11 protein-coding genes are annotated in these 23,256 nt (G+C 60.7%); 10 read left to right on the top strand and 1 reads right to left on the bottom strand.

Annotated elements, in window-relative coordinates; translation table 11 throughout:
* The first annotated feature begins 54 nt into the window (after nt 1-54).
* From nhaR to R3C19_15585, 4 genes are all read left to right on the top strand, one after another.
* A complete protein-coding gene (gene nhaR, locus R3C19_15600) occupies nt 55-972 on the top strand; it encodes a transcriptional activator NhaR (GenBank protein MEZ6061772.1) in 918 nt (305 codons plus the stop codon).
* A gap of 213 nt (nt 973-1,185) precedes the next feature.
* A complete protein-coding gene (locus R3C19_15595) occupies nt 1,186-1,668 on the top strand; it encodes a hypothetical protein (GenBank protein ID MEZ6061771.1) in 483 nt (160 codons plus the stop codon).
* 250 nt (nt 1,669-1,918) lie between these two features.
* Nucleotides 1,919-3,427 carry an efflux RND transporter periplasmic adaptor subunit gene (locus R3C19_15590; protein MEZ6061770.1) on the top strand — a complete coding sequence of 503 codons (1,509 nt, stop codon included), beginning with the start codon at nt 1,919-1,921 and terminating at the stop codon, nt 3,425-3,427.
* Nucleotides 3,428-3,482: 55 nt separating this feature from the next.
* Nucleotides 3,483-6,602: a CusA/CzcA family heavy metal efflux RND transporter gene (locus R3C19_15585; protein ID MEZ6061769.1), complete on the top strand. Its 3,120-nt coding sequence runs from the start codon at nt 3,483-3,485 to the stop codon at nt 6,600-6,602.
* Between the two features lie 55 nt (nt 6,603-6,657).
* Here R3C19_15585 and R3C19_15580 read toward each other — a convergent pair whose 3' ends face one another.
* Nucleotides 6,658-7,611, bottom strand: coding sequence for a hypothetical protein (locus tag R3C19_15580; protein MEZ6061768.1), 954 nt, complete (start codon nt 7,609-7,611; stop codon nt 6,658-6,660).
* Between the two features lie 437 nt (nt 7,612-8,048).
* Here R3C19_15580 and R3C19_15575 point away from each other — a divergent pair, with 437 nt between their 5' ends.
* The 6 genes from R3C19_15575 to R3C19_15550 all read left to right on the top strand — a co-directional run bounded on the left by R3C19_15575 (nt 8,049) and on the right by R3C19_15550 (nt 23,212).
* Entirely contained in the window at nt 8,049-12,857 is a 4,809-nt protein-coding gene (locus R3C19_15575; protein ID MEZ6061767.1) for a CHRD domain-containing protein, read from the top strand.
* Between the two features lie 310 nt (nt 12,858-13,167).
* The gene (locus tag R3C19_15570) at nt 13,168-14,466 is read left to right on the top strand and encodes a DUF1501 domain-containing protein (protein ID MEZ6061766.1); all 1,299 of its coding nucleotides are present in this window, start codon (nt 13,168-13,170) and stop codon (nt 14,464-14,466) included.
* Between the two features lie 249 nt (nt 14,467-14,715).
* A complete protein-coding gene (locus R3C19_15565) occupies nt 14,716-17,169 on the top strand; it encodes a PPC domain-containing protein (protein ID MEZ6061765.1) in 2,454 nt (817 codons plus the stop codon).
* A gap of 83 nt (nt 17,170-17,252) precedes the next feature.
* Nucleotides 17,253-19,679, top strand: a complete 2,427-nt coding sequence (locus R3C19_15560) for a DUF1549 domain-containing protein (protein MEZ6061764.1) — start codon at nt 17,253-17,255, stop codon at nt 19,677-19,679.
* Between the two features lie 255 nt (nt 19,680-19,934).
* The gene (locus R3C19_15555; protein MEZ6061763.1) at nt 19,935-20,384 is read left to right on the top strand and encodes a protein-disulfide reductase DsbD family protein; all 450 of its coding nucleotides are present in this window, start codon (nt 19,935-19,937) and stop codon (nt 20,382-20,384) included.
* Nucleotides 20,385-20,518: 134 nt separating this feature from the next.
* A complete protein-coding gene (locus R3C19_15550) occupies nt 20,519-23,212 on the top strand; it encodes a c-type cytochrome domain-containing protein (protein MEZ6061762.1) in 2,694 nt (897 codons plus the stop codon).
* Nucleotides 23,213-23,256 lie beyond the last annotated feature (44 nt).

Below are 23,256 nucleotides of genomic sequence, written 5' to 3'. Positions count from 1 at the left end.
GATGGTTTGTCGCAGACACGCGATAGCAGCGGACTCCGGCGACGGCGATCACTCATGACCGAAGACTGGCTCAACTATCACCACTTGCTGTACTTCTGGACGGTTGCCCGCGAAGGCAGCGTGACTAAGGCAGCGGACAAACTGCACCTGGCTCAGCCGACAATCAGCGGGCAGCTCCGCAAGCTGGAAAAGTCGCTTGGTGAAAAACTCTACGACCGCGTCGGCCGGGACATCGTGCTGACCGAAATGGGTCATGTGGTCTACCGGTACGCGGACGACATCTTTTCGCTGGGTCAGGAACTTGTGGCGACCGTCAAAGGCCGCCCTGAAGGCCGACCGGTGCGGTTTGTCGTCGGTGTTCCCGAGGTGCTGCCGAAACTGATTGCGTTCCGGCTGCTGGAACCAGCGCTGCATCTGGAGCCTCCGGTACAACTCGTCTGCCGCGAAGGACCGATGGAACAACTGCTTCGGCAACTGGCCGCGCATGAGCTTGACGTCGTCTTTTCTGACTTCCCGGCCAGTTCGATGGTTCGCGTGAAGGCGTTCAATCACGCCCTGGGGAAATGCGGAATCGGGCTGTTCGGAGTTCCCAGACTGTGCCGCCGATTTGAACGGACGCCGCCGGATTCGCTGAACGAGGCTCCCTTTCTGCTGCCTTCAGAAAGCACGTCCATCCGCAGATCGGTCGACATGTGGATTCAGGAATCGGGATTTCAGCCATCAATCATCGGGGAGATGGACGACACCGCGCTGCTAAAGGTCTTTGCGCAGGCCGGCGTGGGATTCGTCCCCGCTCCGCTTGCGATTCGCTCGGAAATCGAGAACCAGTATGGCCTGAGGCTGCTGCTGGAAATCCCCGGCGCCGTCGAACACTTCTACGCGATTACGATCGATCGGCGGATCCGTCACCCGGCCGTCGTCGCGATTTCCCGGACCGCGAAACAGTCGCTGTTTCCACCGTCCGAACGCTGAGTCGATGCCGAATCGTCGACGGTAATGCCGGCGGGGAAGAGTTTGGTCCCGGTGCTGTCGCGAAGGCCGGTTGTCGCCTCGATATCTGGTTCGCGATTGCGGGACTAATGCGACGAACGACCGGTTTCCGGTTGCCACCGACGTGCGGCACGGTCGATAATGTCCGGTGCCCGTCGGCAAGCTGTCCAACCGGACGCTTTTGAATTCGTGCCCATGTCCGCTTCGCCTTTATCACGAACACCGGGAACTCAGCGGCTGCTGTGCCTGCTGCTATGTGTTTGCGCGTGGCGGGGACCGGTGCCGATTGTGCATCATCACGAATCGCTGCGGAACAGCGCGGTCCGCTATGCCCGGCACATCGCAGCGTTCCACGAGTGCCCGGAAGACGGCTGCGACAACAAATGGCACTGGCACCTGGCAATGCCCGATCAGCCGCCGAACGATGATGACGAGGCGTCGTGGCCGGAAGTGCCGGTCGATCTGACGGCTGCATTCGCCGTCGTCACGGCACAGAGTTCCGGGAATATGGCGGCACCGGATCTTGACATGGACGATCAGATTTCAGCCGCGTTGTATCGCTTGAATGCCGCTGAACCACGACAGCGCCGGCCATGCTCAGGAGACGCCGGATCCTTCCTGCAGTCGTTTGCCGGGTCCGCGCCGATGTGCGCGTTGACCGGCGTCGCTTTGCGCTAAGAAGGGTCGCATTCACGGCTGTTCTTCAGTTGCCTGTTCCGCGGCACGCCTCCGTGGTCGCCGTCGCCGAGTATCGCTTGCTCTGCTGCTGACGTGACGTGCTCGGCACAGACGCCCGAAGGCCCGCTTCGCAAAGTCCGAACCTGTTCTGTCCGCCAGCCGGGGAACCGGAGTTCGCACCGACTCGCATTGTTCCGCAGCTTGCTGCCCGCGACCGTCCATCACTCATCATCCTGCAAAGATTCCGTCCATGAATTCTCGCATATCTGCGTTGCTGACGTTCATTACGATCGCCGTTTGCGGCACCGCCGTGCTGTGGTGGTTATGGACCGGTTCAACAGCAGACGTCGACAACGCTGCGGACGCGGTCGCCGCGGCCGAGGGTTCCGATGACGCCGATGCGGCAGCCGATGTCGTTGTGCTTCCGGAACCGAAAGCGGCCGCGCTGAGTCTGCAGGTGGCAACCGCAGAACGGCGACGGCTGCAGCCGACAAGCGTGGTGCCGGCCAGACTGCAATACGACGACCGGCGGCATGTTGAAGTTCGAGTCGCAACGCCCGGCATTCTGACCGACGTTCTGGTCAAACCGGGAGACCACGTCGCCCCCGGTCAGGTACTGGCGATTTTGAGCAGTCCGGAAGTCGGCCATGCCCGCGCTGACGTCATGCAGAGTGAAGCGGATCTGCGGCTGGCTCAGGAAAAGCTGCAATGGGAACAGACAACCTTCGACGGGCTGACGGCGCTGGCCGCGGCTATCCACGACCGAAAGGAAGCCGATCAGATTCGCGAACAGTTTCGCGACGTGTCGCTGGGTTCGGTGCGACAGACGCTGCTGACCGCGTATTCCGAACTGCTGCTGGCGGAACAAATGGCCGATGCGATCAGCGATGACGGAGCCCGCGGGGCTTTGTCCGCGCGAGTCGTCCGCGAACGGCTCAGTGAACGCGACACAACGGCCGCGAAGCTGTCGGCCCTGCTGGAACAGTCAAAATTCGATGCCCGGCAGCAATGTCGCGCCGCGCAAAATCTGGTTGAGGATGCTCAGCGGCGTCTGGACCTGCGACGTCAAAACGTACGAACTCTTCTGGGCAGCGCGGACAACTCCGCAAAGCCCGCCGCAAATGCGGCTGCCGAAACTGCCGCAGCCGTACCGTCCGATGCATCGCCGGAACCACTGTCGCACGTGGAGATCAAAGCACCGTTCGCCGGCACAATTGAAAAACGGGCGTTTGCACCGTCGGAACGTGTGGCGGTTGGTGACGCTGTCTTTGTGCTGGCGAATACGGCAACACTGTGGGTGGCCGCCGACCTGCGCGAACACGAATTCGCGGCGCTGAAACTTCTGCCCGGCGATGAAATCCGGCTCAGTCTGCCGACCGAAACACAAACTTCGCTGACCGCCCGCGTGTACTTCGTCGGCCGGGAAGTGGATCCCGAAACCAACGCCGTTCCGCTGATCGCGGAAGTCGACAACCAGGACGGACTGCTGCGGCCGGGCATGTTCACTCAGGCCACCATCCCGACCGGAGACGCCATCGATGCACTCTGCATTCCCGAAAGCGCCATCGTCGAACACGACGGCAAAGCGTTCGTCTTTGTGCCTCAGGGCGAACGGAAGTTCCGGAAAGCTGACGTGATCACCGGTCGCCGCTCTGACGACATGGTCGAGATCGTCAGCGGGCTGACAGAAGGCCAGCAGGTCCTTTCGTCAGACGCGTTCTATCTGAAGAGTGAACTGCTGCTGGAGGGTGAGGAATAGAACGCCCGCCGAATTTCGCCTGCGATTCCCGATTGCCTTCTGAAGCCACGATCCCATGCTCGCCCGACTGATCGAATTCTCGCTGGAAAACCGTTTTCTTGTACTGGCACTGACGCTGCTGATGGCGGTGGCGGGAGTCAACGCCGCGCTGTCGCTGCCGATCGATGCCGTGCCGGACATGACCAACGTGCAGGTGACTGTCATCACCGACGCCGGATCGCTGTCACCGGTCGAAGTCGAACGTTACGTGACGTATCCGGTGGAAGCCACGATGGGCGGTTTGCCGAACGTCGAAGAACTTCGCAGTGTGTCGAAGTTCGGCATCTCCGTCGTCACGATTGTCTTCGACGAGGGCACTGACATTTTCTTCGCGCGACAAGTTGTGTCTGAACGCCTTAGTTCCGCGGCTTCGCAGATTCCCCCCGGCTACGGGACACCGGAACTCGGCCCGCTGACAACGGCACTTGGCGAAATCCTGCAGTTCGAAGTTCGCGGCGCGGCGTATTCCCCGATGGACCTGCGCACGATTCTGGAATGGGACATCGCTCCCAAGCTTCGCGAGGTTCACGGCGTCACAGAAATCAACACCCACGGCGGATTCTACAAGACGTTCGAGATTCGTCCGAATCCCGAAAAGCTGAACAGCTATTCGATCACGCTGGATGAACTGTTCACCGTGATCGAATCCAACAACGCGGCGGCCGGCGGCGGCTACGTGGTGCATCACGACGAACAGCGATTCCTGCGCGGCCAGGCGCTGCTGCAGGGAATTTCGGACATCGAACAGATCGTGGTGCGCCGCGAACCGGGAGGCACCCCGATTCTGGTGCGCGACATCGCCGAGGTCTGCACCGCGCCGATGACGCGACAGGGTGCCGTCACACGGGACGCTCGCGGTGAAGCCGTCACGGGCCTGGTCATGATGCTGATCGGTGAAAATTCGCGCGAAGTCGTCGGTCGCGTCAAGGAACGGCTGGATCAGCTTCAGCCGACTCTGCCGCACGGCGTGTCGATTGAAATCACCTACGACAGGTCCGCGCTGATCGGGCGGACTCTGAAAACCGTGATGACGAATCTGATCGAAGGCGGACTGCTGGTGATTTTTGTTCTGCTGGTGATGCTGGGAAGTTTTCGAGCCGGCGTCATTGTGGCACTGGCCATTCCGCTGTCGATGCTGTTCGCCACCAACATGATGCACACCTTCGGCATCACCGCCAGCCTGATGAGTCTGGGCGCGATCGACTTCGGCCTGATCGTGGACTCGTCCGTGATCATGGTGGAAAACTGCATGCATCGCCTGTCGCACAACGCCGACGGCCGCAGCCGCATGGCCGTGATTCGTGATGCGTGCATCGAAGTTCGTAAACCCACAATGTTCGGCGAACTGATCATCTGCATCGTCTACCTGCCGATTCTGATGCTGCAGGGAACCGAAGGGAAACTGTTCCGGCCGATGGCTCTGACCGTGTTGTTCGCACTTGGCGGTTCTCTGATTCTGTCCATGACGCTGATGCCCGCGATGGCGTCGCTGGCGCTGCCGCGAAAAATGTCGGATAAAGACGTGTTCCTGGTGCGGTGGATCAAATGGTTCTACGCGCCGGTCGTTTCGCGAGCCATCGCCCATCCGGTGACGACAGCAATGACCGCCCTGTTTGTCTTTGCCGCCAGTATCCCGGTGGGATTAAATCTGGGAGCGGAATTCATGCCGCGTCTGGAAGAAGGAGACCTGCTGATCGAAGCCGTGCGGCTGCCCAGTGCGTCGCTGGAAGGCGCGATCGAAATGTCAACTCGCATTGAACAGGAACTGATCGGCCTGCCGGAAGTGAAGACGGCGTTCTGCAAAACCGGCCGGCCGGAGATCGCCAACGACGTCATGGGAGTTCACCAGACCGACGTTTGGGTCATCCTGGAGCCTCACGACCAGTGGCGCGAAGGCGTCAATCGCGATGACCTGATCGAGGAAATGTCCGAACTGCTCAACAGCCGGGTTCCGGGCGTCGCGTTCGGGTTTACTCAGCCGATCGAAATGCGCGTGGACGAGTTGGTCGCGGGTGTCAAAGCAGACGTCGCCGTGCTGCTTTACGGAGATGACCTGGCAATGCTGGCGGACAAATCGAAGCAGGTCGAACGCGTCCTGCGCGACATTCCGGGAGCCGTCGACGTCAAGGCGGATTACCAGGCCAACCTGACAACACTGACGATTCTGCCTGACCGCCAGGCACTGGCTCGCTACGGTCTTGAAGCACAGAAGGTGATGGACGTAGTCGCTTCTCTGGGCGGTTATCGGGTCGGCACGATCTTTGAAGGCCGCGCGCGGTTTCCGATTCTGGTACGCGTGCCGGAAGACTGGCGAGCCGAAGTTCAGCGGCTGGAACAGTTGCCGGTGGCCTCCGCGGGAGGCAAGCCGGTTCCTCTGCGCGAACTTGCGGAGATCCGGATGGAAGAGACACCGCCGAGCGTCGAACACGAGTCCAACCGGCGTCGCACGTTTGTGTCGGCAAACGTCCGCGGCCGCGACGTGGCCACGTTCGTCAGCGAAGCACAGCGCGCGGTGGCCGATCAGGTCCGGCTGCCTCCCGGCTATGAAATTCGCTGGGGCGGTGATTTCGAAAACCTGCAGTCCGCCAGTCGGCGTCTGGTTCTGATTACGCCGCTGGTGCTGCTGCTGATCTTCCTGCTGCTGTACACGACGTTTCAGTCGCCGAAGCTGGCGTTTCTGATCTTTCTTGCCGTGCCGATGGCAGCGTCCGGCGGTGTGTTCGCGCTGAAGCTGCGAGACATGCCGTTCAGCATATCCGCAGGCGTCGGGTTCATCGCCCTGTTTGGCGTCGCCGTGCTGAATGGCCTGGTTTGGGTCAGCGCGGCAGAACGAATGCTGTTTGAAGGCGTGCCGCTGAAAACCGCGACTCGTGAAACGGCGTATTCCCGCCTTCGTCCCGTTTTGATGACTGCACTTGTCGCCAGTCTGGGATTCCTGCCGATGGCGCTGTCCACCAGCGACGGAGCGGAAATGCAGCGACCGCTGGCCACTGTCGTGATCGGCGGGCTCATCACCTCGACGCTGCTGACGTCGCTGGTTGTGCCGGCCATCTATCCCTGGTTCGCCAGCCGCAGGATCTACGGCGCGACCGCCGCGACAACGGCAACTGGTTCCGCTGCGGCGACCGGAAAATAAAAAGGGCGGCCGGAGATCGGCCGCCCGTCAGCATTCATCGCAGTCAGTAAATCGGTCAGCGAAGCATGGTATCGCCCGCTCGCAGAGCCGGCTGAATCACGATACCCGCAGACCGAGTAACGTTCGAAGATTCGGTCGCCGAAGGCTCGGAAAGATCGGACAGCTCCGGAACAAAGGCCGACGAAGCAGTGCCGCCGGTGCAGCGACGCGGCCACAAAGGCAGTTCGCCACTTGTGACGGACTGCGGATGCACGGGTATCGGCGTTGGCTGCAGTTCGGCATCCTGCGTCACTGGCGCCGGTGGAATCACATCCGATTCCGGGAACGTGTAAAATTCAGTGTCGTCGGCGACCGGCGGAGCATCGTGGACGAAGGGATCGGCCAGCCGATCCGTCAAGGGACGAGCACCCAGCGTGTGCCCTGCTCCCGGCAACTGTCGGTTGGTGTCGGGAGCAATCAGTCCGCAGTCTCCGCAGCCGCTGTTTCGCGACAGTTCACCGCATCCGCCACCCGCACCGCATCCGTTGTTCGCACCGCATCCGTTGCCAGAATGCAGCACAAGCGGTTCGGCACATTCCGGGTGCAGACGACACACAGGATGTCGATGTCGCTTCCAGAAACACAGCCGCTTCAGAAGACCGCAGCGGTGCCGGCGAACACAGGCAGGCTTTTCACCGGGAACGCACGCGTCGCCGCAGACAGCATCCTGTGAGCCGCAGTTGCCGGATGAAACGGAATAGGAATGGACCGGTCGGGAGAATCCTTCGCGAAGCTCCGTCAGAAACCCAACACGCTTAATTCGCGACACACCAATTGCCGGAGGCACCATCGGCGGTTCGCTGAAATCCTGACGGGGAACCGGATTCGCCGGCGGATCGTGTTCAGAACGCGGCGCGGGCTGCACGGTGCTGCGAAGCGGAGTCGCCGGCGTGTACGCACGATCGGCGGAACATCCGCAGACGACGGCGCTGATCGCGGCGATAGCCAGTGTTCGGTGTGTCAGTCGCATGGCGACTTCCTTTCTGCGACGCATCGACGGAAACTGGCAGTTGCGAAAGCCTCCGTAGCTGATGCAGATTCAAGTCCTTCTGCCATCATCAGGAATCGGCACGAACCTGCCGCTGCCACCGTTCATTCGGCAGGAATCGCCTGTTTCGTCGCACCCGCGGCCGAATGTCCGACACAGAATTGAACTGCGAGTCATCCAGGAAATAACGGTCCCGAAAACCGGGGAATCCAGGCAGCGTTTGCGGGCAACCGGCGGCCTTCGTTTCGCTTCGAATGGAGATTGTGTCGAAGTCAGTCGCTTGTTTTTTTCCGTCGCCGTGGGCACCGTATCAGTTAGACGGTTCGGACGGATCACGCGAAGGATGCCACCTGATCTCCGCGCTGTCACTTCGGCATCCGCAACTCCATTCGCGACGCCCGCACTTCGGGAGAACCTTCATGTTCAGAACCTGGCTGACTCACCTTTCGCATCGCATTCAACACTCAGACAACCGGCGAGTCGAAAGCCGACGACGGCTGCTGCGAACTCGGCAGCTTCGATCGGGGGCGACGGAGATGCTGGAAGATCGATGCCTGCTGACGCTGATCGATCTTTCGCCGCTCAGCGGAGCCCTGAACGTCAGCGCGAACCCGTACACCGCCGACCACGCGGCCGGGTTGTCGGGGCTGAACGAAGGCACTCCCAATGCCAGCGTGGCATCCGGTAACGAAACCGGCGGCGGAATCACCTATGACGAAGCAACCAACGTGCTGTCATTTGAGTTCGCCTACGGAGCGGACTTCGGATTCAACGATCTGGAAAGCGCGTTTGGCGCGGCCCACATTCACGGTCCGGGACTCGTGCTGGCACCGGACGCCGCGAACATGAACGCCGGTATTCTGTTCAACCTCGTCGACGCCGGTACGCATACCGCGGGTTCCACCTCGCTGACCGGATCATTCTCCGGCATGTGGACCCTGTCTGATGCACAGGAAGAAATGCTGTTTGACAATGCGCTGTACATCAACATTCACAGTGCCACGATCGGTTCGGGAGAAATCCGCGCACAGTTGATTCCTGTGCAATCGACGTCGAACGCTCACGTGGCGCTGAGCGACGGAAACCTGACGATCACTGACCTGAGCGGAACCACCGACGACAGCCTGAACCTGGCGGTCAGCGGAACCGATCTGGTGATCACCAACGGCGCGACATTCACCGCGACGGGAACCGGGGTTGCCGGCAGCGGCACCGGAACGATCACAATTCCGCTGGCGAATATCACCGGGCCGATCACGATCAACGGACGTGACGGCGACGATTCGGTCACCGTGGACTTCTCCGGCGGCAATCCCGTCCCCGGCGGCCTGACATTCGACGGAGGCACACAAAACGGTGCCAGCGGCGGTGATTCGCTGACAGTGCTGGGAACGTTTACGACTCAGACGATCAGCTACACGACAACGTCCGCCGACGGAAACAACGGTTCGATCGATGTCGACGGCGCGATGATCACGTTCACCGGACTGGAACCAGTCACGGCCGGCGATTCGGCCGATACGATTCTGAACCTGCCCGCCGACGCCGCGAACAACGCAGTTCTGCAGGACAGCACGAATGCCGGCGAAATTGAGCTGATCGACAACGGCACCACGATTGAAGACACGATCATCCCCAACCCGACGAATTCGCTGACCATTAACCTCGGCAATCAGGGAGATGCCCTCGCGGTGAATGCTCTGGACGCGGCCTGGGTGGCGTCTTTGATTATCAACGGCGGAACGGCCGCCACGGACGACGTGCAACTGACCGGTGTTGCACTGGTCAGCACGCCGGGTCGCGGTCTGTGGGTGACGGAAGTGGAAACTCTGGGCATCACCGGCGGCACGATTTCCGGAAACTCCGCTTCGATTGGCGGCGGGATCCTGATCGACAATTCGACCAGCGGCACGTCGACGACGGCAACAATCGACAGCGTGGCGATTTCCGGAAACACGGCGACCGGAACATCCGCGACCGAAGGCGGCGGCGGCCTGTTCAACAACGGCGCGTCGGTCACGATTCAGAACGGCACGGTCATCAGCGGCAACGTGGCCAGCGGAACGTCCGGCAGCGGCGGCGGGATCTTCAACGCGGCCGGCGGAATTCTGACGATCTCCGGTTCGTCAATCACCGGCAACACGGCCAACCGCGCGGGCGGCGGCATCGAAGACGCCTCCGGTGCAGGATTGGGCGTGACGCTGACCGGTGCGACGCTTGCCGGCAACAGCGCGGGAATCGACATCGGTGACGGAGCGGCCGCGAATCCCGGTAACGGTGGCGGGCTACATGTGACCGGCGCCGGCGACATCCTGATCGATGGCGGGACCATTAATGGCAACGTCGCGGCCCTGGAAGGCGGTGGCCTGTGGAACGGCACCGGCACGATGACCATTCAGAACGGAACCGTGATTTCCGGAAACACAGCCAGCGGTGACGCGGCCGACGACGGCGGAGGAGGCATCTTCAACAACGGCGGAACACTGACAATCGACGGCACGGCGTCCGCGGTCACGATCTCCGGCAATCTGGCGGACGGAACTGCAGGCAGCGGCGGCGGAATCTTCAGCACCGACGGAATGGTGTCGATCACCGGCGCGTCGATCTTGTCCAATTCCGCAAACCGCGCGGGTGGCGGAATCGAAGTGGTGGAGGGAACTCTTTTACTGACCGACACCAGTCTGACCGGCAATGACGTCGACGGAACTGCCGCCGGCACACCGAATCCGGGCAACGGCGGGGGCATCCACATTACCGGAGCCGCGAACACCACTGTCAGCGGAGGCATGATCAGCAACAACCATGCGGCGAATGAAGGCGGCGGGCTGTGGAACAACACCGGCACGATGACCATTCAGGACGCTGCAGAAATCGACGCGAACACCGCTTCCGGAAACGCCGCGACCAATGGCGGCGGAGGCATCTTCAACAACGGCGGAACACTGATCGTCGACGGCTCAAACGGAGCCGTCGTGATTTCCAACAACGCTGCGGACGGTACGGCCGGCTCGGGCGGCGGAATCTTCAACGACGACGCCGGCACGCTGACAATTTCGTTCACCGTGATTCAGAGCAACGGCGCCAGTCGCGCGGGTGGAGGCATTGAGGACAACTCATCGGGATCCACATCCGTCACGTCATCAACGCTGACGGGGAATTCGGCAGGGCCCGGACCGGGCAACGGAGGCGCGCTGCACATCACAGCCAACAGCGGCGTCACGATTTCCAATTCCACGATCAGCGGGAACTCGGCCGCCAACGAAGGCGGAGGCTTGTGGAATTCGTCCCAGGGCACGCTCACCATTCTCAACAGCACGATTACCGGAAACCATGCGGACAGCGGCGGCAACGGGGGCGGACTGTTCACCGACAGCGGTGGAGCCACCGGTCTGACCAACACGATTGTGGCGGGCAACGATTCCGGAGCCGGCAACACACCCGACGATATCGCCGGTGACAGCGTCGCGGGAGTCAGCTTCAACAACCTGATCGGAGATGCAGCGTCCAGCGGCGGACTGACGGACGGTACGGACGGGAATCTCGTAGGCGATTCCGGCGCCGGCACGATCGACATCGCGCTTGTGCTGAATCCGGTACTGGCCGACAACGGCGGTCTGACGCCGACGCACGCCCTGATCGTCGGCAGCCCGGCCATCAATGCCGGCATGGATCTGAGCGGCAGCGGCATCACACTGGACCAGCGCGGCGTGGCCCGGCCACAGGGAACCGCCTATGACATCGGCGCCGCGGAAATCGAGATCTTCACAGTCACCGGCCGCAAGTTCCTGGATCTGAATGGCGACGGCGCTCGTCTGCCGCAGTCCGTCGTCGATCTGAACCTGTTCGCACAAAACGGCAACTTCTTCCCGAACACCTACGGCGGGCAGGAGAAGTGGGTGCGATCCTCCGGTCTGGACTGGCACTTCATCCTGCCCGACGGCACGTTCACCCGCTGGGATCGCACTCCCGGAATGCTGTCGGGAACTGTCGTCGCCAATCTGAACGTGCGGTACTACATCGACCCGTTTCTGCTGACGGAAAGCGACAGCGAACCGTACCTGAACGGCTGGACGATTGAGCTGCTGGATTCGATGGGCATGGTGATCGACACGGCGGTCACCGCAGACATCGATCTGGATAACAGCGGAACGATCGATCCGGAAACCGAACGCGGCGTCTATCGTTTCCAGGTGGTCATGCAGCCGTCGGTTTCGATCCGGGAGGTTCAGCAGACGGGATACCGCCAGAGCTCCGGACCAGGCCCCGACGCGGACACAGCGCTGATGCTGGACGACACTCTGAACCTGCGCTACACGGGCAACTACTTCACAAACTTCGGCGGCCTGTTTGAAAACTGGCTGCGGACAGATACCGGCTGGGTTTACATTCTGCCTGACGGAAAGGTCTTTGAATGGGACCGGACCAGCGGAGGCAATCGCGGTCCGCTGATGGGAACGGAAATCGCGCAGCTCGATCCGATTTATCATGCGAGTCCTCAACTGCTGTGGGACGCCGTCGATCCGGTGATCAACACAGCCGGCAGTGGCCAGGCAGCCGGGCCGACATTCGGTAACTATCAGCCGGTCGTGATCTCCGGTCGTGTCTTCGAAGATCTGGACCGCAGCGGAAGCCGCCAGGCGGGCGAACCATATACCAACAACCAGATTGTGCAGTTGCTGGATCGCGCCAATCACGTTGTTGCGGAAGTGTCCACGGCCGATGTCGACCTGGACAACAGCAACAGCATCGATCCGGAAACGGAACGGGGAATCTACGAGTTTGCGAACCTGGTTCCCGGAACCTACACCGTGCGCCACGAGCTTCAGGATGGCACATTCGAAACCACGCCGTTCGCCAGCCCGTTTGCACCGGTGGCGTATCGAATCGACCAGCAACTGGACCTGGTGTTTACGGGCGACTTCTTTGAGAACTTCGGCACGGAGAAGGAACGCTGGCTGTTCAGCCGCCGGCTGCGTGAGTGGGTGTATATCAAGGCAGACGGCAGTCTGTTTCAGTGGGACCGAGCCAGCGGGCCGGCACCCGGCGCGCTGTCAGGAACGTTCATCGCGCGGCTGGACAACAGCTACTACGTCAATCCGGAAACTCTGTACGACGCTCAGCCCCTGTCACTTCGCGTCATCAGCGGTGACAGCGTGGCCGGTTATGATTTCGGGTTCTATGACATCGACCGCGCGTTCGAAGACTTCGACAACTTCGGAAACGGTTAGACCGCTCGGTTCACCGGACGACTATCGACGTTCGGGGCGCCACGCCGCAGACCGGACGACTTCAGCATTGGTGGACGCGGCCTGCCTCCCGTAGGCCCGGCCGGTATTGGCATTTCCCAACCGGCCCCTTGACAACGCGGGAAGTCGTCCTGACACTTGAACGGGACGACAGCGTAACGTTGTTGTCCGTTGGTGTTGGCGTTTTCCCCACCTCTCCTCCCTCCTGCCTTGTCGCTTCTCTTGCTTTGCAACTGCTGTGCAACGCCACGGTTGAAGGAAGCGGGCCCCGTACGTTTCACGGAGTAAGTTCATGTTTCGCGGTTCGTCTCGTCGGAATTTCCTGCATGTCGGCTTCTGTGGCGGCATCGGTCTGACACTGGCGCAGTATCTGAAACTGCAGTCCGCTCAGGCGGAAATCAAGCAGTATGAAAGCAAGGAAGGCACCGCTAAATCGGTGATCTTCATCTTCCTGCCGGGCGGTATGGCCCATCAGGAAAGCTTCGACCCCAAGCCGTATGCTCCGGTGGAATACCGCGGCCCGATGGCTTCGATCGAAACGAAAGTCGGCGGCATCTTCATCAACGAACTGTGGAAGAACACGGCTCAGGTCACCGACAAAATCGCCATTTGCCGTTCGATGACGCACGGCGAGGCCGCTCATGAACGCGGCACGCACAACATGTTTACCGGCTACCGTCCCAGCCCGGCGCTGTCGTATCCCAGCATGGGAAGTGTGGTCACGCACGAGTTCGGACCGCGCAACAACATTCCTCAATATGTCTGCATTCCGGGCCAGCCGAATGAATTCGCGGGAACCGGATATCTCAGTTCGTCGTTCGCTCCCTTCAGTCTGGGCTCCGACCCGGCGGACAACGGCTTCACCGTGCGAGACCTGCAGCTTCCCGGCGGGGTCGATGACAAACGGTTCACTCGTCGCCGCAGCGTGCTGGAGGCGGTGAATGAACACTTCACGTCAAACCAGAAGGCCGATTCGCTCGCCGCCGTGGACACATTTTACGAACGAGCCTACGGCATGGTGGGTTCTCCGGAAGCGCGCGAAGCGTTCGACCTGAGCAAGGAATCCGACGCGCTGCGAGACCAGTACGGCCGCAATACGGCGGGAGCCCGAATGCTGATGGCTCGCCGGCTGATTGAAGCGGGCGCGCGGTTTGTCACGCTGACATACGGCGGCTGGGACATGCACGACAACATCGATGGCGCGATGAAAGGGCAGGTGCCGGCCCTGGATCAGGCTTTTGCACGATTGATCACGGATTTGGACGAACGTGGCCGCCTGCAGGATACGTTGGTGTGCATCGCCAGCGAATTCGGCCGGACTCCGAAGGTCAATGGCACCGCCGGTCGGGATCACTGGCCGAAGGTGTTCAGTGTCGTCCTGGCGGGCGGCGGTATCCGGGGCGGACAGGTTTACGGTTCGTCGGATCCGACGGCCGCCGAACCACAGGATGACGCTCTGACCGTTCAGGACTGGGCGACAACGATCTACCACTGCCTGGGAATCGTCGCCGACAAGGAACTGATGGCTCCCGGCGACCGGCCGATTGAAATCGTCGATGGTGGCAAGGTCCGCAGGGAACTGCTGGTGTAGTCGAGTTTCCCCGAAGCTCCACACGGTTTTCTGCCGCGCTGTTGGGCAGCCAGCGCCTTTTTCACCAACGAGTCGCCGAACGCGGCGGCCGCCCGCCGAAGCTGATCGACGACGATCAGTGACCAAACACCCGCGCCGCGTGAGTTCGCTGCAGCCGGGGAACTGTCGGCCCTTCGAGGCTTTCTGACAATTCCGCCACTCGACGCCGAAAGGTGCCCCGTGACTCGGAAATCTATGGAAGACCGGACCATGCGTCTCCTGACTCTTATCCTCACAGCTCTGTTCAGTGCCGCTGCGGCGCTGGCGTCCGACCCGTCACTGAGCGTCATCACGCCCCGCGGCGTCCAGCGCGGCGCGGAACACGTATTGACGTTTCACGGCGCCAGACTCAGCGACGCGGAGGAAATCCTGTTTTACGAACCCGGTGTCGAAGTCGTGAAGATCGAACCGGATGAAAAGAACGCCAACATCGTGCGAGCCACCATCAGCGTTGCAGCTGACTGCGAGCCGGGTGAACACACGGCGCAGGTACGCACACGAAGCGGCATTTCCGATTACCGCACGTTCTTTGTCGGAGCCCTGCCTGCCGTGGCGGAGAAGGAACCGAACACGGAATTTTCCGCCGCGCAGCCGATCGAACAAAACGTGACCGTCGAAGGTGTCGTCGAAAACGAAGACGTCGACTATTTCTCCGTCGAAGCAAAACAGGGCCAGCGGCTCTCGCTGGAAATCGAAGGCATGAGGTTCGGGCAGACACTGTTCGATCCCTATATCGCGATTCTGGATTCCAACCGCTTCGAACTTTCCGCCGTTGATGATTCGCCGCTGGTCAAACAGGACGCCGTCACATCAATCATCGTGCCCGAAGACGGTCGCTATGTCATCGAAGTCCGCGAAAGCGGTTACGGCGGCAACGGCAATTGCCGCTATCGACTGCATGTCGGACAGTTCCCCAGGCCGACCGGCGTCTTTCCGGCAGGCGGCAAAGCCGGTGAGGAACTGGACGTCACGTTCCTGGGCGACGCCGGCGGAACGTTCACCCGGAAGTTCACGCTGCCCGATGACGGCCGTTCCGAAATTCAGGTCTTTGCCGAAGACGATCGGGGCATAAGTCCTTCCGGCCACGTCCTGCGAGTCTCGCCGGATCCGAACAGCTTTGAAGCGGAACCCAACAACACGTTTGCCGAAGCCACGGTGGTTGAGTTTCCGTCAGCCTTCAACGGCGTGCTGAGCGAACCCGGCGACCGCGACCATTTCCGGTTCACCGCAAAGAAGGATCAGGTCTACGAAGTGGAATGTTTCGGCCGCCGGATCCGATCACCCATCGATCCGGTGATGTACATCCTCAGGGCCGACGGCAGCGTAATCGCCGGTGCTGACGATGCCCGAGGACCGGACAGCTACATCCGTTTTCAGGTGCCGGAAGACGGTGAGTACGGGATTCTGATTCACGACCATCTCAACCGCGGCGGCGATGAATTTGTGTATCGCGTGGAATTCCAGCCCATCGTTCCGCAACTGACGCTGGGAATTCCCCGAGTCGCCCGCTACTCGCAGAACCAGCAGCAGATCTACGTGCCCAAAGGAAATCGTTTCGCGACTCTGATTTCGGCCAGCCGAGTCAACTTCGGCGGCGAACTGGTGCTGGAAGACATGCAGCTTCCGGCGGGCATCACGATGACCGCTCAGCCGATGCCGGCAGCCCTGAACACGATGCCGGTCGTCTTCGAAGCCGCCGCGGACGCTCCGCTGAGCGGTGCTCTGGTGGATTTTCGAGCTCGCCTGAACGAAGCCGGAAGCAACATCAGCGGACGCTTCACCAACCGTGCCGACTTTGTCATTTCCGCGCCGGGGCAGTCGCTGTTCGTCTGGAAGGATGTCGAACGATTGCCGGTGGCTGTGATTGAGGAGCTTCCCTTCAGCATCGAAATCGCGCAGCCCGGCGTTCCGATTGTTCGTGACGGGTCGATGCAGCTCAAAATCCTGGTCCACAAAAAGGAAGGCTGGGACGAAGACGTGTCCGTGCAGTTCCCCTTCCGCCCGCCGGGCATCGGAGCGACCAGCGCGATCAGCATCCCCAAGGGACAGACGGAAGGCTTCTATCCACTCAGTGCCAACGGCAATGCGGCGATCGGAGAATGGCCGGTGTACGCCATAGCGTCCGCCAACGTCAACGGCGCCGCATGGGCCGCTTCGCAGATGGCAAAGCTGGAAATCGCTGAACCGTATGTCGGACTGGCGCTGCAGCGGGCCGCCGTGGAAAAGGGCCGCGAAACGGAAATCGTCGCGGAAGTTCAGGTGCTGAAGGACCTGCCGTCAAACGCGCAGGTCACACTGCTCGGCCTGCCGCATAAGGTCACCGCGGAACCGCTGGAGATCACTCCCGAAACCAAAGAACTGGTGTTCAAAGTGAAGACCGAAGGCGAAAGTCCGGTCGGGACTCACAAGAATATCTTCTGCCAGGTCGTGCTGACGTCGAACAACGAACCAATCGTTCACGCGCGAGTCGGCGGGACAGAACTGCGAGTCGACGAACCGCTTCCCGAACCCGTCGCCCCCGCGCCGATGCCCGCTGCAACCGCGGAAGCGCCGGCTCCGGCAGCTCCCGCTCCCGCGCCGGAAAAACGCCTCACGCGTCTGGAACAACTTCGTCTGGAAGCCAAACAACGAGCCGAAGCGCGCCGCGCCGCCGGCGGTTCATAACGATCGTCATTCGCCGACTCCGCAGGCACGAGCCGAGCGGGGTCTGACAATCGACCCCGACCGTACATTCGAAATCAGGAACCATGAAGCTCACACGACTTTCGACACTGATTCTGCTGATGGCCGCACCTGTCGCACAGGCCGACAACATCCAGCCATCTTCGATCATCGTCAGCCCGGCCGACATCCGGCTATCGTCGCAGCGCGATCGACAGTCACTGATTGTTCAGGCCGTCGTGCCCAGCGGCCTGACGTACGACGTGACCGAACAGGCACAGATCACCGTCGAAAACCCGGATCTGCTGAAACGCGAAGGCCAGACCTTTTATCCACTGGCTGACGGCGCGACCAAACTGATCGTGCAATTCGCCGGCCATACGGCCCAGGTCCCGGTCACCATTTCCGGCAGTGCCGCCGATCCGGCGATCAGTTTTCGCCTGGACGTCATGCCGGTGTTCATGAAAAGCAGTTGCAATAATGGCAGTTGCCACGGAGCCGCGCGCGGCAAGGACGGTTTCCGGCTGTCTCTGTTCGGATTTGATCCGGAAGGCGACCATTTCCGGCTGACTCGCGAGGTTCCAGGCCGGCGAATCAACCTGGCGCTGCCCGAAGAAAGCCTGCTGATCGAAAAATCCGTCGGCGCCGTGCCGCACACCGGCGGCAAACGCTTCGATATCGAAGACGAACGCTGCAGCACGCTGGTCCGCTGGCTACAGGCGGGAGCACCCAATGACCAGGGCGAAGTTCCAAAGGTCGTTGCCGTGGAACTCTACCCCAAACAGGCGGTGATGGACGGCGAAGGAGAATCACAGCGACTGACCGTCAGAGCGAAATACTCCGACGGAACAGACCGCGACGTCACATCGCTGGCCTTCTTCAGTTCCAACAACGAAACAGCGGCGGAGATTTCCCAAACCGGGATTGTTACGGCCCACGAACGCGGCGAAGCCTTCATCATGGCCCGGTTCGAAACGCACACCGTCGGATCACAGTTCATCGTGCTGCCGAAGGGCCTGCAGTACGAAGATCCGCAGACTCCGGAATTCAACTACATCGATACGCTGGTTCACAACAAGCTGCGAAAGCTGCGAATCACGCCGTCCGAAGTCTGCACGGACGCGGAATTCCTGCGGAGAGTCTGCATCGACATCACCGGTACAGTGCCCACTTCTGAAGAATACGAAAAGTTCCTGGCCGACACCGATCCGCAGAAACGCGAAAACGTCATCGACCAGCTTCTGGACCGTAAGGAATTCGTCGACATGTGGGTGATGAAATGGGCGGAGCTGCTGCAGATCCGCACCATCGCCAACCGCGTCACTCAGAAGCCGATGCTGCGGTACTTCAACTGGCTGAAGGAAAAGATCGCCGGTAATACTCCCAGCGATGTCATGGTCCGTGAACTGCTGGCGTCAAGAGGAGGAACGTTTTCCGATCCGGCGACCAACTACTACCAAACGGAAACAGAAACCCTGAAGACCGCCGAAAACGTCGCGCAGGTGTTTATGGGCATGCGCATCCAGTGTGCTCAGTGCCACAACCACCCGTTCGACCGGTGGACCATGGACGACTATTACGGCTTCGCGGCGTTCTTTTCACAGATCGGACGCAAGCAGGGCGAAGACCCGCGCGAACAGATCATCTTCAACTCCGGCGGCGGTGAAGTGAATCACCTGGTTGGCGGCCGAGTCATGCAGCCCAAGTTCCTGGGCGGCGAAGTTCCCGATCTTCAGGGCCGCGATCGTCGCGAAGTTCTGGCTGAATGGCTGGCGTCTCCCGACAACCCGTACTTTGCGAAGAACCTGGCAAACATCGTCTGGGCACATTTCTTCGGCCGGGGCATCATCGATCAGGTCGACGACGTGCGAGTCAGCAACCCGGCTGTGAACGCGGAACTGCTGGATGAACTCGGCCGGCGATTTACGGAGTACAACTATGACTTCCGGCGACTGGTCCGCGACATCTGCGCATCACGGACCTATCAGCTTTCGACGGCAACCAACTCCTCGAACGAAACCGATCACAGCAACTTCGCACATGCCGAACTCCGGCGAATGCGCGCCGAAGTGCTGCTGGACTGCATTACTCAGGTGACGTCCACCAACAACAAGTTCCCCGGCCTGCCGGTTGGCGCGCGAGCCGTCCAGATCGCCGACGGAAACACATCGACCTACTTCCTGACAACTTTCGGTCGCGCCAAGCGCGAAAGCGTCTGTTCCTGTGAAGTTCAGATGGAACCGAACCTGTCTCAGGCCCTGCACCTGATCAACGGCGATACCACCAACAGCAAGATTCAGCAGGGCGGACTCATCCCTGCCCTGCTGAAGGAAGGCAGGACGCCGGCAGAGATCATCACCGAGCTGTACGTCCGCTGCTTCGCTCGCAAACCCACGGACGAGGAACTGCAACAACTTGTGGCGGTTGCAACGGAAGAAGAAAACCCGCAGCAGCCTCTGGAAGACATTTTCTGGAGTCTGCTGAATTCACGGGAGTTCTTGTTCAATCATTGATGTAGCTCAGTCTCGAACGGACGACCCTTTCATAGGCACCGGACGTCAGACGTCAGCCCCGGTGAACAATCGAGAACAGACACTCTGCCCGACGATGTGACACAACGACGTCGAACCACCAAATCATGCCACCCCTCCCGGAGCTTTGAACATCGCCGACGAAACACCGGGCTGACGCCCGGTCCTAATAGAGGATCGCTCCTCCGGCGTTTAGAACTCAATTCCCTGAGTGCCCACAACCTCGCGGAGCTAGTCATGAATCAACTCCGAACACTCACTCTTCTGCTGGTTGGCGGAATTGGAGCCGCAGCCGTCGCTGATGAAAAGGTCGTTGACGGGAATCACATCCGGAAAAACGAGACACCGGAACCCGTAGTCCTCGCGGCAAAATCACGAACAACGGAATCGAAGAATGAACGCACTATTGAAATTCAGCTAACAATTGCGGACCAGATTGAGATCTATTCGCAGCAAGAACACCCATACCTGCGTCCGTTGAAACTTGCACTCCTGGACGCGAGTCTGCAGCCGATCAGGAGCACGATTGAATACCCCGAACCAAAGACAATTCACGATGAATCTCTTGGTACCGATTACACTGTCTACGATGGCATCACCAAGGTTGTCGCCAGGTACTCGGCGGATACATCGCCCGCCTATGTCAGCGTCTTCTATCTCGGATACAACAACCGCGGATTCTACTGACTCCCGCCAACGACACTCCAGTTGGAGTTGGCCAGTGGGAAAGTAGTCGTCAATCCCGGGCCAATCGCGCACAAAGGAAAACCGGCGAAATAACCTTTTCGATCCCGAGAGCCTCAAACCTCTCTGAGCCAATTATGATCCCCATCCGAAACATCACGCTGCTTCTGTTCGCCGGGTTCGCATGCACGGCAACGGCCGATGACAAGGTCAACTACGAAGACCACGTCAAGCCGATCCTGCGGCAGAAGTGCTTCAGTTGCCACAGCACCAACAAAAAGACATCCGACCTGGACCTGTCGACGTACACGACGCTGATGCAGGGCGGAGCCTCCGGTGCGGCAGTCACACCGGGCAGCGCGGGCGACAGCTATCTGTTCAGCCTGATCAATCATGACCTGGAACCCTACATGCCGCCGGAATCGGATCGGCTGCCGGATGACATGCTGGCCACGATTCGCAAATGGATCGACACCGGCGCGCCGGAAACGGCCTCCAGCAAAGTCATGCTGCCGAAGAAGCCGGCTGTCAGTCTGGCGATCGACGGCGCCGCGGACACTCGACCGGAAGGCCCGCCGCCGATGCCGGATGTCCTGAATCTGGCGCCGGTTGTCCATACGTCGGCAACAACGGCGGTACCCGCATTGGCCACCAGCCCGTGGGCTAAACTGGTTGCTGTCGCCGGACAGAAGCAGGTCATTCTGTTCAGCAGCGAGACGCTGGAACCGCTGGGAGTCCTTCCATTCCCCGAAGGCCAGGCGCGGGTATTGAAGTTCAGCCGTAACGGAGCACTGCTGCTGGCTGGCGGAGGACACGGTGCCTCAAAGGGTCTGGCTGTCGTCTGGAATATCAGGACCGGCGAACGTGTGATCGAAGTCGGTGACGAACTCGACGAAGTTCTGGCCGCGGACATCAGTTCCGACCAGATGTTCGTGGCGCTCGGCGGACCGGGAAAAGTCGTGCGAGTCTACAGCACTCAGACCGGCGAACTGGCCTACGAAGTGACGAAACACACGGACTGGATCCATTCGCTGGAATTCAGTCCGGACGGTGTATTGCTGGCCACGGCGGACCGTGCCGGCGGCTTGTTCGTGTGGGAAGCGTTCACCGGCCGTGAATACCTGAATCTGGCCGGGCACAAGGGAGGCATCAATGCTCTCAGTTGGCGGATCGACAGCAATGTTCTGGCCTCCGCCAGCGAGGATCGCAGCGTCAAGCTGTGGGAAATGGAAGCCGGCGGCAACATCAAGTCCTGGGACGCTCACGGCGGCGGCGTCACTGGCCTGGAATTCTGCCGCGATGGGCGCCTCGTCACCTGCGGTCGTGACAACGTCGCGAAACTCTGGGATCAGAACGGAGCCCAGTTGCTCGCCTTCGAAGCGCTGGGAGATCTGGCCCTGCAGGTGACTCACTGCGACGAATCCAACCGCGTCATTGCCGGCGACTGGACGGGAGAAATCCGCGTCTGGAATGCCGCCGACGGAGCTCGGATTGGCAACCTGACGACGAACCCGCCGGCGCTGGAAGACCGGCTGCAGGCGGCGGAAGGACGACTGCCGGAATTGAATCAACAACAGTCGGAGACACAGCAGGCCGTCGCCGCGGCAACCGCAGAGCGAAACAGCCACGCTCAGCAGATTGAATCCGCCAGGCAGGCACATACGGCAGCGCAGACCGCGCTGGCGGAACAGCAGACTTCGCTAAAGAATGTTCAGCAGCAGATCACCACCGTTCAACAGCAAATCACAACCAGTCAGGAACGCATCGCGGCCCTGAAAAAAGCCATTCCGGATCTGACCGCCGCCGCGGAAACGGCCGGCAAGGCGTCAGAACTGATTCCGGCCGATGAACAACTCAAGGCCGTTGCCGAACAACTCAAGACGCAGACGGAAGCCCGCAATACGGAACTGCAGCAGACGGAAGCAGGCCTGGAAACGGCATCCGTCGCACTTACGGAACACCAGAAGTCCGCTGCGTCGATCACTCAAAGCGTTCAGCAGGCCGAACAGCAGGCCGCCGCGACTGCGTCAACGGTCGAACAGCTCACCGCAGCACTCGCACCGCTCGATGAAAAACTCGCCGCCGCGCAGACCGCCGACAGTGCCGCTCAGAAGTTACTCAGCGACGGCCAGGCGGAGATCGAAAAGTGGAACCAGTACATCGCGCTGCGCGACGAACTGGATGTTCTCCGACAGCAGCGGGACACGCTGCAACAGGCGCGCATGGCCGCACTTGAAGCGGAAGCCGCGCTCAAGACAGCACAGCAACAGTTCGAAGAAACTCAGCGGGCGATCTCCACCGGTGAAGCTGCGATCGCGGATGCGAAGCAGAACAGCGATGCGCTGACCGCAAAACTGGCAGCCACGGAACAGCAAAAAGTCGTTCAGGCGGAACAGGCTGCAAAGCACGAACAGGCCGTTCCTGCACTGCAGGCCGCCGTCAAGCAGATCAACCAGGCGGCAGCGGTTCTGCCGAACGACGAAGACATCAAACAATCGGCCGAAGCGCTCGCGAAAGCCGTCGCCGGTCAGCAACAGCAATTGGCTCAGCGGAAACAGCTCGTGGCGGAAACGGATGCAGCCATCCAGGCCACGAAGTCAGCCATCCAGGCCGCTGCAGAGAAGATCACCGCGACTCAGCAGAAAATCCTGGAAAATCAGCAGGCGATTCCGCAGCTCATGGCGGCAATCGCTCCGCTGGAACAGCAGTTGACGGACGCTCAGGCAAAGCTGCCCGCGGCGGAAGCGGAATTCAATCGAGCGGAAGCTGTCGTGGAAGCTCGCCGCGAAAAGATTCGCCCGCAGATTCAGGTGATCCAGGCAGCACGATAGCCGCGTTCTCTGCGGGATCCGGGCACCGGATGCCACATCTTCGA

This window comes from Planctomycetaceae bacterium (assembly GCA_041398785.1).
Taxonomy (GTDB): domain Bacteria; phylum Planctomycetota; class Planctomycetia; order Planctomycetales; family Planctomycetaceae; genus JAWKUA01.
This window is presented reverse-complemented; position numbering and strand designations above follow the sequence as displayed.